The following is a 16,634-nucleotide window of genomic DNA, read 5'->3' on the forward strand; positions in this document are numbered from 1 at the left end:
GACTTGCATGTGTTAGGCCTGCCGCCAGCGTTCAATCTGAGCCATGATCAAACTCTTCAATTAAAAGTTCGATTTGCTTAAACACGTTAAGCGGTGCTCAAAGTTTACTTTCGTAATAATTCACTAAATGAATTACTGCTTGGTCACTCTAAGACTTGATATTTTTTGCCACCGAAGTGGCTGATATCGTCTTGTGAGTGCCCACACAGATTGTCTGATAAATTGTTAAAGAGCATGCCGCGGTTCGCAAGGAATCTTATGCGGCGCGGGAGGCGTATATTACGTTTTCCCGCTGAAGAGTCAAGAGATTATTCATTCGAACTTTCATCTTTTTCTCTTCCTGTCCGAGCGACTTGTCAGTCGTTGTTCCCGGTCAGTGGAGGCGCATTATAGGGAGTTCTCAGAAGGCCGCAACCCCTAATTTCAATTATTTTATCAACCGTTCACTAATTCAACAATTTCGCCCGAATTGGATAATAAACAATCTAAATCGACCCAAAAAGCATCAGTTTAAAGCCAGAGGCTGGCGTAAACTCTCCTTTATAATGAGAGAAAGACATTCAGGAATACCTTACATGCTACTCAATGCACATCAACAGGCTGCTCAACGTAACCTTTCTTATTTACTGGCGGAGAAGATTGCACAGCGCATTTTGTCTGGCGAGTATCCGGAGAGTTCTATCCTTCCTGGTGAAAACGAGCTGGGTGAGATTTTTGGCGTCAGCCGGACAGCGGTGCGTGAAGCGGTCAAAACGTTAACTGCAAAAGGGATGCTATTACCGCGGCCACGTATTGGTACGCGGGTGATGCCACAGTCCAGCTGGAATTTCCTCGATCAGGAATTACTGACCTGGTGGATGACGCGTGAGAACTTTGATGAAGTGATGGCGCATTTTATTGTTTTGCGCCGGGCGCTGGAGCCACAGGCTTGTGCTCTTGCGGCCATCTCAGCCACACAGGAGCAAAAGCATCAGCTCTCTCTATATATGTCAGAGATGCGCCAGCTGCATAAGCGTTTTGACCGGGAACGCTGGATAACCGTCGATACACAGTTCCACCAGCTAATCTATGAAGCAGGAAAAAACCCTTTCCTGACTTCATTTTCGAATTTGTTCAGTTCTGTCTACCAGAGTTATTTCCGGGCCATCACGGAGAATGAAGTTATCAGGCTGGAACATCATCAGCGCCTGACGGACGCAATCCTTGCAGGCAATGCGAAAGCCGCATTACAGGAATGCCACCGTCTGTTACTTGCTGATGAGTGATCCCACGGACTGGCGTACAACCAGTTCCGGCGTCAGCACTAAAACCTGAGGCTCTGATTCAGGCTCTTGCAGACGATGTAATAATGCATCGACGGCCAGTTCGCCCAGCGAGTCTTTGGGCTGATGGATGGTGGTTAGCGGAGGCATCAGATATTGCGCCAACTGAATGTCATCGTATCCTACGACAGCGACTTCATCGGGCACGCGTAATCCGCGCTGATAAAGTGCCTGATAGATGCCCACGGCCATCGCATCATTGCTGGCAAAAACGGCATGAGGCGGTTCGGGCAACATAAGCAACTGCTCCATCGCCACCAGACCGCCGCCAAATTCAAAGTCACTGCTGACTTCATAACCCGGCGGGATCTCCAGCCCGGCTTTTTTCATGGCCTGACGATATCCGTTCAGCCGTTCCTGCGCCGTCGTTTTGTCCAGCGGGCCGGTGATGCAGGCAATGCGGCTATATCCATGACGGATTAAATAGTCCGTCGCCATTTCTCCACCCAGCAGCGCGTTATCCTGAATGATGTCGATGGCACCATCGAAAGGCGACCAGTCCATCATCACAATGGGTAATGACGGATAACGGCTGATAGCTTCTTTCGAAGGCCGGTGGTTTTCAGTACACATGATCAGTAACCCGTCGACGCGCTTTTGCAAAAGCGTTTCCAGGCTGCGGTTCATGCGTTCTGCGTCCCCGTCGGTGTTACAGAGGATCAGACTATAGCCGCGTTCATAGCAACTGCGTTCAACGCCACGAACAACTTCGGAATAAAACGGGTTACTGCTGGCGGTCAGCAACATTCCGATGGTGCGGGTTTGATTGAGTTTAAGGCTTCGGGCTAACGCGGAAGGGGCATAGTTTAGTTGTTCAACAGCGGCATTCACTTTGTCGGCAATGGATTCGCTGACAAAGCGATTTTTATTGATGACATGAGAGACTGTAGAGGTTGAAACGCCCGCAAGGCGGGCGACATCTTTCATGGTGGCCAATCAGGCCTCCTGTTGTGCAAGAAAATCGTCGATTTCTTTACGCCACGGAACCGAGGGCTGCGCGCCAGGACGTGTTACGGCTATCGCCGCAGCGGCATGAGCAAAACGCACGGCGCTGTCCATCGGTTTACCTTCCAGCAATGCTGTTACCAGCGCGCCGTTAAAGGTATCGCCTGCGGCGATGGTATCCACAGCTTTCACGCGGAACCCGGCAACCTGCTTGCCTTCACCGTTCTGGCTAAGCCAAACACCTTTACTTCCCATCGTAATAATGACCGTCGCGATACCTTTATCATGCAGTACGCGGGCGGCGCGTGTGGCGTCATCGTTATTTTCGACTTTAATCCCCGTCAGCTTTTCGGCTTCGGTTTCGTTTGGGGTGATCATATCCACCCGCGCCAGCAATTCATCAGGCAGTTTACAGGCCGGTGCCGGATTAAGGATAACCTGCGTGTCATTGTCTTTAGCCAGCTTCGCCGCTGCAATAACCGTTTCCAGGGGAGATTCCAGCTGCATCAGCAAGGCTGAAGCGCCGATTACGTTTTGTTTGTAACGCTCAAGATAGTCAGGCGTGACGGCTTTGTTTGCCCCCGCATCGATACCAATGACATTCTCACCTTCCGCATTCACAAAAATCAGCGCTACGCCGGTGGTTGTCTCTTTGATAGCTTCGATAGGTTGCGTATTAATGTGGTCACTCGCCAGCTGCTTGCGAACACGCTCGCCGATATCGTCATCACCGACACAGGCAATAAATGAAATATCAGCGCCACTGCGACCGGCGGCGACCGCCTGGTTTGCACCTTTGCCGCCGAAAGCCACGGTGTATTGCTTACCGATTACGGTTTCACCCGGTTGCGGGAAATGGTTGATATTCAAAATATGGTCGGCATTGATACTGCCGAGAACCACCAGTTTGCCTGTCTTCACGTATTGCTCCCTGAGTTAAATAGCGCCCCCGTAAGGAGGCGCGCAGATACAGCGTCAATATTACGGCTGAGCAACCAGTTTCAAATCCACAGGGATAACCGCCGGAACTTTTTCGCCTTTCAGCACTTTGTCTGCGGTTTGGACGCCGATTACGCCGATTTGTTCAGGACGCTGTGCCACAGTAGCGCCCATTTTGCCGCCGTTGACCGCTTTGATGCCGTCTTCTGTGCCGTCGAAACCGACAACCAGCACGTCAGTTTTACCGGCAGTCTGCAGGGCACGCAATGCGCCGAGTGCCATTTCATCATTCTGAGCAAAGACCGCCTGCACGTCCTGATGCGCAGTCAGCAGGTTTTGCATAACGTTCAGACCTTTGGTGCGGTCGAAGTCAGCAGGCTGGCTGGCCAGGAGCTGGAAGTGATGTTTTTCAGCGGCCTGAGCGAAACCTTTACCACGTTCGCGGGCAACAGACGTCCCGGCAATCCCTTCCAGTTCGATAACTTTCGCGTTATCGCCCAGTTTCTTAGCAATGTAATCACCGGCCATCTGGCCGCCAAAGGCGTTATCAGAAGCCACGTGGCTGGCGACAACGCCCTTGGTCGCCTGACGGTCAAGGGTGATCACCGGGATTTTAGCCTGGTTGGCCATCGCTACGGCGTTACCTACCGCGTCAGAATCCGTCGGGTTGATCAGCATCAGCTTGGTGCCGCGAACGGTCAGGTCTTGCACGTTCGCCAGTTCTTTTGCCGGGTTGTTCTGAGAATCAAGCACTACCAGGTTGTAGCCCAGTTTATCGGCTTCTTTTTGCGCGCCGTCTTTCATAGAAACGAAGAACGGGTTGTTCAGAGTAGAAACGACCAGCGCAATGGTATCTTTCGCCAGAACGTTAGCACTGAAAGAAGCGGTGATCGCTGCGGCGGAAACCCAGACAGCCAGTTTTTTCATATTCATGGTCATAAGTCCTGTAGGAGAGTTTATTTGTTGCTTTTGTTATCCACCAGAACCGCCAGCAGAATGACGACTGCTTTTACGATCATCTGGTAGTAGGAAGAAACACCTAATAAGTTCAAACCGTTATTCAGGAAGCCAAGGATCAAAGCACCGATCAGGGTGCCTACAATACGTCCTTTCCCGCCAGAGAGGCTGGTTCCCCCTAATACCACAGCGGCAATGGCATCCAGCTCGTAACCGGTACCTGCGTTAGGCTGCGCAGAAGACAGACGCGCCACTTCGATGATACTGGCCAGAGCCGCCAGCAATCCGCACAGGGAGTAGACGATAATTTTGACTTTATCGACGCTGATACCTGACAGACGCGTCGCGGATTCATTACCGCCCAGCGCGTAGATATAACGCCCCAAGCGTGTGTGATGGAGCATGTACCAGGCGGCAATAAACACGACGGCCATCAGCCAGACCGGCGTCGGAATGCCCAGCGGACGTCCGATACCAAACCAGCCGAATACGTCTGCCACATCGTTAAAACCGGTGCTGATCGGGCTGCCGTTGGTATAAACCATCGTGATACCGCGCAGCAGTAACATCATGACCAGCGTGGCGATAAACGCCTGCACCTTGCCTTTAGCGACAATCAAACCCGTGACAGCGCCGACACCTGCACCCAGCGCCAGCGCGCCCGCCACTGCAACTAAAGCATTCACTTCCAGCCCGACAATTGAAGCCGCCACCGCGCCGGTCAGCGCCAGCAGAGATCCGACGGATAAATCAATGCCGGAAGTGAGGATCACCAGCGTCATACCGACCGCCATAATGGCGTTAACCGACGTCTGCTGAAGGATGTTAAACAGGTTATTGAGCGTGAAGAAATTCGGGCTCATGGAAGAAACCACGGCAATCAACACCAGCAGTGCAATCAGAGACTTTTGCTCCAACAACCACTCTTTACTGATCCAGCGCTTTTTGGCTGGCAATGTCTGAGAACTCATATCTGATTACTCCTGCGTCACGCCGTATTGCTTGCCGACAGCGGCTGCCATCAACACTTCTTGCGTAGCCTGTTCTATCGGGAATTCACCGCTTAAATGACCTTCATGCATCACCAAAATCCGGTCACTCATGCCGATCACTTCCGGCATTTCTGAGGAAATCAAAATGATGCTCAGCCCTTCGCGCTTGAACTGGTTTATAAGCTGGTAAATCTCTTTTTTGGCACCCACGTCAACGCCGCGCGTCGGTTCGTCCAGGATCAGGACTTTTGGCCGTGTCATTAATCCGCGGGCAATCGCCACTTTTTGCTGATTACCCCCGGAAAGCAGGCCAATGGTCTGCATCATTGATGGCGTTTTAATATTGAAGAGGCGGATAAAGTCGCCGACGGCTTGCTGTTCTTCCGCATGTTTGAGTCGTCCGCCGCCGTGGCTGAAATAACGCAAAGCGGTCAGCGACATATTTTCTTTCACAGACATGCCCAGCACTAAACCATCACGCTTACGGTCTTCAGAGATATAAACGATGCCGTTCGCCAGCCCGTCCTGCGGTGAATGGGTGACGACTTCGCGCCCATCAAGCGACACATAGCCACTTTTACGTGGCAACGCGCCGTAGAGAATTTTCATCAGTTCGGTACGGCCTGCGCCCATCAAACCGGAAATCCCGAGAATTTCACCGCTGTGCAGATCAAAACTGACGTTATCCACACCCGGCCCGCTGACATCACGTACCTGCAGACGCAGCGCACCGCGCTGATGATTAATACGCGGGTACTGTTCTTCGAGGCGGCGACCGACCATCATTTCAATCAGCGAGTCTTCTTCCAGCGAACTGACCGGACGCTCTGCGATAAACTGACCGTCACGGAATACGGTCACGTCATCACAGATTTCGAAGATTTCTTTCATACGGTGAGAGATATACACCACGCCACAACCCGCAGCTTTCAGCTCGCGGATCACGCTAAATAAAGAGGCAGTTTCGGTGTCGGTCAGGGCATCCGTCGGTTCATCCATGATGATGACTTTGGACTCAAAGCTCAGCACCTTGGCAATTTCGACCATCTGCTGGTCGCCAATTGATAATTCGCCCACCAGACGATTGCTTTTGTAGCGCAAGTTCAGGCGTGCCAGCAGTTTATCGGCTTCGGCATACATCTTTTTCCAGTTAATGCGGCCAAAACCGTTCACAAACTCCCGGCCCAGAAAGATGTTTTCAGCGATGGTCAGCTGTGGGATCAGGTTCAATTCCTGATGGATGATGCCAATTCCGGCTTCCTGAGAAGCTTTCGGGCCATTAAACGCCGCTTCCTTACCGAGAAAATGTACTGAGCCGGCATCTTTCTGGTAGATGCCGGTCAGCACTTTCATCATGGTGGACTTGCCCGCGCCGTTTTCTCCCACCAGCGCCATCACACGTCCCGGATAGACGCTGAGCGCCGCGCCGGAGAGTGCTTTCACGCCGGGAAAGGCTTTATCAATGCCTGTCAGTTGCAGCAAAGGTTGCATAAAGGCCTCAGAAGGTTACGCCGGCACACAGAATAACGTTCGCGTAGGGCGAACATTCCCCGCTGCGGATCACAGCACGACTTTTTTCGCTTTGCGCTTTGAATGCCTCATGACTGACGTAATCCAAAGCAATGGTGTTTCCCTGGTGTTGTTCGAGTTGTGTCAATCGGGCGAGTAACGCTTCATGGAGTTGAGGATTTTTAGTGAGGATTTCCTCTGCGAGGATAGCCCGCTCAACCTGCATCTCGTGTGTCACTACCTCGAAGACTTGTAAAAAGGTGGGCACTCCCTGAGTTAGCGCCAGATCGATGCGTTGGCAAGCTGCTGGCACCGGAAGTCCGGCATCGCCAATAACCAGCTGATCGGTGTGACCTAACCGGGCAATAACATTTGAGATTTCGGCATTTAACAGCGGTGACTTCTTCATTGTGTACTCCTACAGCGAAACGTTTCGCTCACGGATGAGTTTATGAGACTCAGCGGGCAAGGCAACGAAGATGTGATGGAATTGTGATCAGCGTCGAAACGTTTCGCTGAATGATTCAGAAACCACGCAGAAATTTGAGTTTGGTGATTATTAAAGGGGGGTGAAGAAATAAAACAGGGCACCCGAAGGCACCCTGTGAGCGGCAGAAAAAAGCGTTAAATTTCTACCTGTGTACCGAGTTCGATCACGCGGTTCGGCGGAATTTCAAACTGATCCGGTGCACGCAATGCGTTACGGCTAAGCGCCATAAAGAGTTTGCCACGGAAGTAGAGATACCACGGGCGCTTGGTCAGGATCAGCGATTCGTGCGACATAAAGAACGACGTTTCCATCATCCGGCACGGCAATCCTTCCAGACCACAGCGGTGGAAGACTTCTTCCACATTCGGCGTTTCTTTAAATCCATAACTCGCCACCACGCGCCAGAACGTCGGCGAAAGCTGCTCAATGGTGACGCGCCGGACGTTATGCACATAAGGCGCATCTTCGGTGCGTAACGTCAGCAATACTACGCGCTCATGCAACACTTTGTTGTGTTTGAGGTTATGCAGCAAGGCAAACGGAATGACGTTGATGGCGCGCGACATATATACCGCCGTGCCAGGAACACGAACCGGCGGGGATTTTTCCAGGGACGCGATCATCGCTTCCAGAGAATTGCCGTGTTCGTTCATGCGGCGCATAAGGCGGAAGCGCTCGCTTTTCCAGGTGGTCATGACGATAAACATGCACAGGCCGAGCGTCAGCGGCAACCAGCCGCCGGAGAACAGTTTCGTGGCGTTCGCGGCAAACAGCGGGATATCCATAAACAGCAGACCGATCAACAAAATCCCAACCAGAAACGGTTTCCAGTGCCAGTTTTTGAGCGCCACCGTGCAGGAAAGAATACTGGTCAGCACCATCGTACCGGTCACGGCGATACCGTACGCCGCCGCCAGATTGCTCGAATGCTCGAAGCTGGCGATCACGATAACCACCGCGAAATACAGCAGCCAGTTAATCGCTGGGATGTAAATCTGACCCGCTTCCATTTCTGAGGTGTGGATAATGCGCATCGGCGGCAAATAGCCCAGACGCACAGCCTGACGGGTCAGGGAGAACACACCGGAGATAACGGCCTGGGACGCGATAATGGTTGCCAGCGTCGCCAGAATCAGTAAAGGAATCAGCGCCCAGTCAGGTGCAAGCAGAAAGAACGGGTTTTTGATCGACTCCGGGTTTTTCAGCAGCAACGCGCCCTGACCGAAATAGTTCAGCACCAGAGAAGGCAGCACGACGGTGAACCAGGCCAGACGGATCGGAAATTTCCCGAAGTGCCCCATATCGGCATACAGCGCTTCCACACCGGTAATCGACAGAACGACCGCGCCGAGTGCCAGGAAGGAAAACGACTTGTGCTCGATAAAGAAGTTAACCGCCCACATCGGGTTCATGGCACGCAGCACTTCCGGGTTCTGCATGATGCTGTTCACACCGAGAACCGCCAGCGACAGGAACCACAGCAACATCACCGGCGCAAAGAGTTTGCCCACGATGCCGGTACCGTGCTTCTGAATAACGAAAAGCAACGTCAGGACAGTAATAGAAAGAGGGACAATATAGGGATCGAGTGAAGGTGCTGCGATTTCAAGACCTTCCATCGCGGAAAGAACGGAAATAGCCGGCGTGATCACCACTTCACCATAGAAGAAACTTCCCCCGATCAGGCCGAGAATGACCAGAACGGCGGTGGTACGTGCCGACGTATTTCTGCCCGCCAGAGACATCAGCGTAAGAATACCGCCTTCACCTGCGTTGTCTGCCCGCATCACATAAGTGAGGTATTTGAGCGAAACAATGAGGATTAACATCCAGAAAATCAGAGAGAGAAAACCAAAAACGACGCTGGGTTCAACGTTGAAACCATAGTGACCAGAAAAGCACTCTCTTAAGGTATAGAGAGGACTGGTACCAATGTCGCCATAGACCACACCAATGGCGGCCAGGGTTACTGCTGGGAGTGACCGTTTATGTTCAGTGCTCATATTTCGTTTCTTTTTTGCTCGAACATCCGTAAGCGATGCGTGCGCTCAGTCTTATGATGCCCACTAAAAGGCGCACAGTATGCACGAATAAATCAGATTGCCTACCCTTAAATGTGCAGCTAAACCGCCATTCAGATGAACGCGGTCACAATTCTGATAATAGAAAATTTTTACTAATCAACAAGCTATAGCGTTAAAAATAAACGTGGCATATCGTCATAAGCCAGTACACTATTCAACAACTAAATGGAAACCGGAAGAGACAGTATGGCGCAATCCCCCCTTCTGGCAGAACGGATAGCCCGTCTTGCTAACGCATTAGAACATGGCCTGTACGAGAGGCAAGATGCCATACGCCTGTGCCTGCTGGCGGCCCTGTGCGGGGAGAGCGTTTTTCTGCTTGGCCCGCCGGGTATTGCAAAAAGTCTGATTGCCCGCCGTCTGAAATTTGCTTTCCGTCACGCACGCGCTTTTGAATATCTTATGACGCGCTTTTCCACGCCGGAAGAAGTCTTTGGTCCGCTGTCGATTCAGGCCCTGAAAGATGAAGGCCGTTATCTGCGTCTGACTGAAGGTTATCTGCCGGAAGCGGAAATTGTTTTCCTGGATGAAATCTGGAAAGCAGGACCGGCCATCCTTAATACGTTGCTTACCGCCATCAACGAACGTCGTTTCCGTAATGGCGAGCGCGAAGATCCTATTCCGATGCGTCTGCTGGTCAGTGCTTCCAACGAATTGCCTGAAGCCGACGGCGGACTGGAAGCATTGTATGACCGCATGCTGATTCGCCTGTGGCTGGATAAAGTGCAGGATAAGCAGAATTTCCGCTTACTGCTGACCAGCCGTAATAATGAAAGCACCAATCCGGTGGCGGAATCCCTGAGTATCAGCGATGAAGAATATCAACAATGGCAGCCGGAGATCGATAAAGTCAATCTTTCAGACAGTTGCTTTGAACTGGTGTTTCAGCTTCGGCAGCGCCTTGATGCACTCGACACGGCGCCTTATGTTTCTGACCGTCGCTGGAAAAAGGCACTCCGCCTGTTGCAGGCCTGCGCCTTCTTCAGCGGCCGGGACACTATTACCCCGATAGATCTGATTCTGCTGAAAGATTGTCTGTGGCATGACCTGAATACCTATCAGCTGCTGCAAACCCAAATCGAGCAACTGATCACCGAACAGGCTTATCAGCAGCAAACCTTGCTGATGAAAATCCAGCAGCTCAACCAACAATGGATGCAATACCAACAGCAACAAAGCTCCCGCCAGTCGGTTAAGCTGAGCAAAAAAGCCGGTATTTTTAGCCGTAAGCCACAATACAGCCTGCCGGATGCGCTTGTTGCCAGCGGAGTGACGCTGTTGCTGCAAACGCCTTTGCATCTGCACGAGATTAAAGTCACGCATCTGCTTTTTGAACGCAGCGTTCTGGAAGAGTGGCTAAATAAAGGTGGCGTTCTGAAAGCCAAACTTAACGGGATTGGTTTTGTTCAAACGGTTGATGCCGAAATCGATGATAAGCAGCAATTACTGGTGCTGGATGTCAGCCGCCAAAGTACGCCGCTGACGCTGCCGGGCAATGAACACATCGCGGTGCCGGACGAAATGAAAAATACGCTGAATGACCTGAACGCAAAACTCGCTCAACAAAGACATGAGTTCGGCCAGCAGCAGAACTGCCTGTTTGTTCCCGCGACGTGGATGGCAAAGATTGAAGCCAGCCTGTTGCAGGTTTCTGAACAGCTCCGCCTCCAGCAACAAACCTTCAGCGGCCACTGATCGTGTTTACACTGGAATCTCTGGATCTTCTGCTGGCGATCAGCGAAGGAGAACTGATCGAGGAACTGATCGTCGGGTTACTGGCCGCGCCAGCCCTGGCGATTTTCTTCGAGAAGTTTCCGAGGCTGAAGCGCGCACTGACCCGGGATCTTCCTGAATGGAAATTACGTCTGCGCCAGAGGATCCACGAAACCCCGGTGCCCCCGGATCTGGCAAAAGAGTTTTATCTCTATCAGCATTGTCAGCAAACTGATGCCCTGACGTTTCAGTTAGAGCTGGGATCCCTGCTTGATGAGCTGGCGCGGCTGAATTCCCCGTTTGCGACCGAAGCCCGTACCTTGCGGGAAAATAATGAAAGCTCCCGCACGGCGCAGACCGGTAACAGCTTTCAGACCTTATTCCTCCAGCGCTGGCGCCTGAACCTGACATTCCAGACGGTGAACGTTCATCATCAGTTGCTGGAACAGGAGCAGGAACAGCTACAGGAAGAATTGTTACAACGCCTCGAACTGAGCAGCGAGTTGTCTCCTTTACTGGCAGAGAACGATACCGCCGCAGGCCGGTTATGGGACATGAGTAAAGGAAAGCGTCTTCGGGGCGATATCCAGTCGCTGGCACGTTTTGGCGCTTTCCTCCAGCAGCAGCCGGAACTGATGAAACTGGCAGAACAGCTCGGGCGCAGCCAGACGGCGAAAACCAGCCCGCATGAAGATGCCAAAATGGAAACGCACCGGCTGATGGTTCGCGAGCCGGCGACGGTGCCGGAAGAAGTGAATGGCATTCATCAGAGCGATGATATTTTGCGTCTGATGCCCACCGACCTGGGCACATTAGGAATTCCGGAACTGGAATATGAGTTTTACCGGCGTCTGCTGGAAAAACGTCTGATGACCTACCGGCTGCAAGGCGACGTCTGGTGCGAAAAAGTCGTGAGGCGTCCGGTGGTCTATCAGCAGCAGGAGCCACAGCCGCGTGGCCCTTTTGTCGTCTGCGTGGACACGTCAGGTTCGATGGGCGGCTTCAATGAGCAATGTGCGAAAGCGTTCTGCCTGGCGCTGCTGAAAATAGCGCTTGCCGATAACCGTAAGTGTTACATCATGCTGTTTGCCAGCGAAGTGATCCATTACGAACTGACTTCTGCCGGAGGGCTGGATCAGGCGTTACGCTTTCTCGGGCAACATTTCCGCGGCGGTACTGATCTGGCTGCCTGCCTGAATGCCACGCTGGACAAACTGGCCTCTCCGCAATGGCACGACGCAGATGCGGTCGTCATCTCTGATTTTATCGCCCAGCGCTTACCCGATGAGGTGCAAAGAAAAGTAAAATTGCTGCAACGGGAAAAGCAGCACCGCTTCCACGCGCTGGCAATGTCACACTACGGAAAGCCCGGAATTCTGCGCATATTCGATCATATCTGGCGCTTTGATACCGGCGTTAAAAGCCGCGTTCAGCGACGCTGGCAGAGAAATTAAGCTTAAAGAGAAAGATAACCATGACTGAAATCTATCAGCTCGACGAGCTGGATCGCGGGATTCTGAACGCGTTGATGGAAAATGCCCGCACACCTTACGCTGAGCTGGCTAAAGTGTTTACCGTCAGCCCGGGAACCATTCACGTACGCGTCGAGAAGATGAAGCAGGCAGGCATCATTACCGGCGCACATATCACCGTGAATCCAAAGCAGCTGGGTTATGACGTTTGCTGCTTTATCGGCATAATTCTCAAAAGTGCCAAGGATTATCCGTCCGCGCTAAAAAAGCTTGAGAGCATAGAAGAAGTGGTGGAAGCCTATTACACCACCGGACATTACAGCATCTTCATTAAGATCATGTGCCGCTCCATTGATTCCCTCCAGCACGTACTTATCAACAAGATCCAGACCATTGACGAGATCCAGTCTACGGAGACCCTGATTTCCCTGCAGAACCCCATCACACGGACTATCCAACCCTGAGTCTCCATTTCTATACCCCTATTATCCACAGGTAGATCCCAGCTCATTCACAGCGTACAATAGCCTCCTTTTCCCGGGTGAGAGCACAATGGCAGACATTACCCTGATCAGTGGCAGTACGCTTGGCAGCGCCGAATATGTGGCAGAACATGTGGCAGAGAAACTGGAAGAAGCCGGTTTTTCGACCGAGATGTTTCATGGCCCGGAGCTGTATGAAGTCCCGCAGGACGGGATCTGGCTAATAGTGTGTTCAACACACGGTGCGGGTGAACTGCCTGACAATTTGCAGCCCTTTATGGAACAGCTGGAAGATCAGCAACCCGATCTGTCCAAAGTGCGTTTTGGTGCTTTAGGTTTAGGCAGCAGCGAATATGACACTTTCTGTGGTGCGATCGGCGCTTTGGATCAAAAACTGACGTCATTAGGGGCAAAACGGATCGGTGATCGTCTTGAGATCGACGTGACTCAACACGAAATTCCTGAGGATCCGGCCGAGGTTTGGGTGATCAACTGGATTAATTTGATCAAATAAGTGTAAATTTCAGGCGATCAGATGTGGATAAGTATGCTTAAAAGCAGGGTAAAACCCGTAGTTATCCCTCTAACAACTCCTGTATGCTTTTCATGCTGTGTATAACTCTCACTTCTGATCCCAGCTTATACTGTCCAGGATCACCGATCATTCACAGCATTCGATCCTTCTTAGCATACTGATCTTCATAAACAAAAATGACTTATGCACAGAGGATCGCGATCCTAATAGAAGTATTAATAAGAGATCTTTAAATAAAAAAGATCTTCTTTTAATTAGTGAAGATCCCCGGGGACTTGTGGAACCTCTAAACTTGAGTAGAATCCCTCCTCCCAACGCCATACAAAGAAAGTTCGCTTGAACGCTGAGGTGCAGTCGCATGTTTTATCCGGATCAATTTGACGTCATCATCATAGGTGGTGGTCATGCAGGTACTGAAGCCGCCATGGCTTCTGCCCGCATGGGACGTCAGACCTTATTATTAACCCACAATATCGACACGCTGGGACAGATGTCGTGTAACCCGGCGATTGGCGGGATCGGGAAGGGACATCTGGTTAAAGAAGTGGACGCACTGGGCGGACTGATGGCCACTGCCATCGATCATGCGGGCATTCAGTTTAGGATACTAAACGCAAGCAAAGGTCCTGCCGTAAGGGCAACCCGTGCTCAGGCAGACCGCGTGCTTTACCGCCAGGCGGTCCGTACTGCGTTAGAAAATCAGCCAAACCTGATGATCTTCCAGCAACCTGTTGAAGACCTGATCGTCGAAAACGATCGTGTCGTGGGTGCTGTGACCAAAATGGGCCTTAAATTCCGCGCTAAAGCCGTTGTGCTGACCGTCGGTACTTTCCTTGACGGGAAGATCCACATTGGTCTGGAGAACTACAGCGGCGGCCGTGCAGGGGATCCTCCTGCGATCTCTTTGTCACAGCGTCTGCGTGAATTGCCATTACGCGTCAACCGCCTGAAAACGGGGACACCACCGCGTATTGATGCACGTTCCATTGATTTCAGCGTTCTTTCACAGCAACATGGCGATAATCCGGCGCCGGTATTCTCGTTCATGGGGAATGTGTCGCAACATCCGCGCCAGATCCCGTGTTACATGACCTATACCAATGAAAAAACCCATGACGTGATCCGTAATAATCTGGATCGCAGCCCGATGTATGCGGGGATCATCGAAGGGATCGGCCCGCGCTACTGCCCGTCGATCGAAGATAAAGTCATGCGTTTTGCCGATCGCAATTCTCATCAGATCTTCCTCGAACCGGAAGGCCTGACCAGCAATGAAGTTTATCCGAACGGGATTTCGACCAGCCTGCCATTCGATGTACAGATGCAAATCGTCCGCTCAATGCAGGGGATGGAAAATGCGGTCATCGTTCGTCCAGGCTACGCTATTGAATACGACTTCTTCGATCCACGTGATCTAAAACCGACGCTGGAAAGTAAATTTATCGCTGGTCTGTTCTTTGCAGGACAGATCAACGGCACCACCGGTTACGAAGAAGCTGCTGCACAGGGCTTGCTGGCGGGGATGAACGCAGCCCGTTGCGCCACCGAGCACGAAGGCTGGGCCCCACGTCGCGATCAGGCGTATCTCGGTGTGTTGGTTGATGACCTGTGTACGCTGGGCACCAAAGAACCGTACCGCATGTTTACCTCTCGTGCCGAGTACCGCCTGATGCTGCGAGAAGATAATGCTGATTTACGCCTGACTGAAAAAGGCCGTGAATTAGGTCTGGTTGATGATGCACGCTGGGCGCGTTTTAACGAAAAACTGGAAATGATCGAACAGGAACGTCAGCGCCTGCGTGGCATTTGGGTGAACCCGCACCATGCGCAGGTTGACGAAATCAACGCACATCTTTCTGCTCCGCTTTCTAAAGAAGCCAGTGCGGAAGAGCTGCTGCGTCGTCCTGAAATGACGTATGAGCTTATCACGCGTCTCTCTCCGTTTTCCCCGGCAGTTCCTGACGTCCAGGCGGCAGAACAGGTTGAGATTCAGATTAAGTACGAAGGCTATATCGCCCGTCAGCAGGAAGAGATCGAAAAACAGCAGCGCAACGAAAACACTGTGTTGCCAATAGATCTTGATTATCGCCAGGTGAATGGTCTTTCGAATGAAGTGATCGCCAAGCTTAACGATCACAAGCCGACCTCCATTGGTCAGGCATCACGGATTTCCGGCATTACACCGGCTGCGATTTCCATTTTGCTGATCTGGCTTAAAAAACAGGGCTTACTGCGCCGCAGTGCCTGAACCACATCTTTACTGACCGCTCTTTAAACTTGAAGAGCGGTCAATTCTTGCTTTTCCCACTTTTATAGCTGTTTTATCATTTCTAAACCGGGCTGTTCCCGGCAAATCGACTCTGTCTGAGGATTTCACTGTGCAAAAGAAACTGGACTCGCTGCTTGCTGCGGCAGGAATAGCGTTACCCGATCAGCAAAAACATCAACTGATTGGCTATGTCGAGCTGCTGCATAAGTGGAACAAGGCTTACAACCTGACTTCTGTACGTGATCCGATGCAAATGCTGGTGCGCCATATTATGGACAGCATTGTGGTGAACGAGCATTTGCAAGGCAGCCGTTTCATTGATGTGGGAACAGGACCGGGTCTGCCGGGCATTCCGCTCGCTATTGTCCGCCCTGATTCACATTTCACGCTGCTGGACAGCCTGGGTAAGCGCGTACGCTTCCTGCGTCAGGTTCAGCATGAGCTGGGTCTGAAGAACATTGAGCCAGTGCAAAGCCGCGTTGAAGAGTTTGAGCCAGAGCCACCATTTGATGGCGTGATCAGCCGGGCATTTGCTTCCTTGCAGGACATGTTGTCATGGTGCCACCATCTGCCTCAGAAAGGGCAGGGGCGTTTTTATGCCCTCAAAGGCGTGCAGCCGGATGATGAGCTGAACGCACTGCCGCAAGGTATCACTCTGGAAAACGTCATAAAATTGCAGGTTCCGGAACTTGACGGAGAACGTCATCTGGTAATTCTGACTGCAAACTAAAGTTGAGTTTTATCAAATAATCCTTAAAAAACGTATGTGTTATCAGAGTTAAAATGAGCAGGCTAATTAAATAGCGTCACCGGCCTCTCAATTACCGATTTTTTACACACTGATAGCATTTCAGTGATGTTTTTATTTTAATCCGGGACGTAATAGTCACTTTTGAAATTGAACAATCGTCAACCTGCTGATATT

General features: G+C 51.6%; 14 protein-coding genes and 1 rRNA gene. 7 read left to right on the plus strand and 8 right to left on the minus strand.

Annotated features, from left to right (window positions below; translation table 11 throughout):
* Nucleotides 1-63 (minus strand): 16S ribosomal RNA (locus GW579_RS17275); the annotation flags it as partial.
* Between the two features lie 512 nt (nt 64-575).
* On the opposite strand from GW579_RS17275, the gene GW579_RS17280 reads away from it, so the two are divergent.
* Nucleotides 576-1,265, plus strand: a complete 690-nt coding sequence (locus GW579_RS17280; RefSeq protein ID WP_165060608.1) for a FadR/GntR family transcriptional regulator — start codon at nt 576-578, stop codon at nt 1,263-1,265.
* On the opposite strand, the gene rbsR is transcribed toward GW579_RS17280, so the two are convergent.
* The 7 genes from rbsR to kup all read right to left on the minus strand — a co-directional run bounded on the left by rbsR (nt 1,248) and on the right by kup (nt 9,157).
* On the minus strand, nt 1,248-2,258 hold the full coding sequence (gene rbsR, locus GW579_RS17285) for a ribose operon transcriptional repressor RbsR (protein ID WP_152323780.1): 1,011 nt from the start codon (nt 2,256-2,258) through the stop codon (nt 1,248-1,250). The genes GW579_RS17280 and rbsR overlap by 18 nt on opposite strands.
* Nucleotides 2,259-3,188 carry a ribokinase gene (gene rbsK / locus GW579_RS17290; protein WP_165060610.1) on the minus strand — a complete coding sequence of 310 codons (930 nt, stop codon included), beginning with the start codon at nt 3,186-3,188 and terminating at the stop codon, nt 2,259-2,261.
* Nucleotides 3,189-3,248: 60 nt separating this feature from the next.
* The gene (gene rbsB / locus GW579_RS17295) at nt 3,249-4,139 is read right to left on the minus strand and encodes a ribose ABC transporter substrate-binding protein RbsB (protein WP_165060613.1); all 891 of its coding nucleotides are present in this window, start codon (nt 4,137-4,139) and stop codon (nt 3,249-3,251) included.
* A gap of 23 nt (nt 4,140-4,162) precedes the next feature.
* Nucleotides 4,163-5,134: a ribose ABC transporter permease gene (gene rbsC, locus GW579_RS17300; RefSeq protein WP_152323777.1), complete on the minus strand. Its 972-nt coding sequence runs from the start codon at nt 5,132-5,134 to the stop codon at nt 4,163-4,165.
* Between the two features lie 6 nt (nt 5,135-5,140).
* Nucleotides 5,141-6,646 carry a ribose ABC transporter ATP-binding protein RbsA gene (rbsA, locus tag GW579_RS17305; protein ID WP_165060616.1) on the minus strand — a complete coding sequence of 502 codons (1,506 nt, stop codon included), beginning with the start codon at nt 6,644-6,646 and terminating at the stop codon, nt 5,141-5,143.
* A gap of 7 nt (nt 6,647-6,653) precedes the next feature.
* On the minus strand, nt 6,654-7,073 hold the full coding sequence (gene rbsD / locus GW579_RS17310; RefSeq protein ID WP_165060619.1) for a D-ribose pyranase: 420 nt from the start codon (nt 7,071-7,073) through the stop codon (nt 6,654-6,656).
* A 215-nt stretch (nt 7,074-7,288) separates the two neighbouring features.
* Complete coding sequence (gene kup / locus GW579_RS17315) at nt 7,289-9,157, minus strand: low affinity potassium transporter Kup (protein ID WP_152323774.1); 1,869 nt, start codon at nt 9,155-9,157, stop codon at nt 7,289-7,291.
* A 267-nt stretch (nt 9,158-9,424) separates the two neighbouring features.
* Between kup and ravA the strand changes: the two genes are divergently transcribed.
* From ravA to rsmG, 6 genes are all read left to right on the plus strand, one after another.
* Nucleotides 9,425-10,933 carry an ATPase RavA gene (ravA, locus tag GW579_RS17320; protein ID WP_165060622.1) on the plus strand — a complete coding sequence of 503 codons (1,509 nt, stop codon included), beginning with the start codon at nt 9,425-9,427 and terminating at the stop codon, nt 10,931-10,933.
* Nucleotides 10,934-10,935: 2 nt separating this feature from the next.
* Nucleotides 10,936-12,405, plus strand: a complete 1,470-nt coding sequence (viaA, locus tag GW579_RS17325) for an ATPase RavA stimulator ViaA (RefSeq protein WP_165060625.1) — start codon at nt 10,936-10,938, stop codon at nt 12,403-12,405.
* A gap of 20 nt (nt 12,406-12,425) precedes the next feature.
* A complete protein-coding gene (gene asnC, locus GW579_RS17330; RefSeq protein WP_095924057.1) occupies nt 12,426-12,887 on the plus strand; it encodes a transcriptional regulator AsnC in 462 nt (153 codons plus the stop codon).
* Nucleotides 12,888-12,975: 88 nt separating this feature from the next.
* Nucleotides 12,976-13,419 carry an FMN-binding protein MioC gene (mioC, locus tag GW579_RS17335; protein WP_165060628.1) on the plus strand — a complete coding sequence of 148 codons (444 nt, stop codon included), beginning with the start codon at nt 12,976-12,978 and terminating at the stop codon, nt 13,417-13,419.
* 379 nt (nt 13,420-13,798) lie between these two features.
* Nucleotides 13,799-15,688 carry a tRNA uridine-5-carboxymethylaminomethyl(34) synthesis enzyme MnmG gene (gene mnmG, locus GW579_RS17340; RefSeq protein ID WP_165060631.1) on the plus strand — a complete coding sequence of 630 codons (1,890 nt, stop codon included), beginning with the start codon at nt 13,799-13,801 and terminating at the stop codon, nt 15,686-15,688.
* A gap of 130 nt (nt 15,689-15,818) precedes the next feature.
* A complete protein-coding gene (rsmG, locus tag GW579_RS17345; RefSeq protein WP_165060634.1) occupies nt 15,819-16,439 on the plus strand; it encodes a 16S rRNA (guanine(527)-N(7))-methyltransferase RsmG in 621 nt (206 codons plus the stop codon).
* The last annotated feature ends 195 nt before the right edge of the window (nt 16,440-16,634 follow it).

Origin of the sequence: Rahnella contaminans (assembly GCF_011065485.1) — a bacterium.
Taxonomy (GTDB): Bacteria; Pseudomonadota; Gammaproteobacteria; order Enterobacterales; family Enterobacteriaceae; genus Rahnella; species Rahnella contaminans.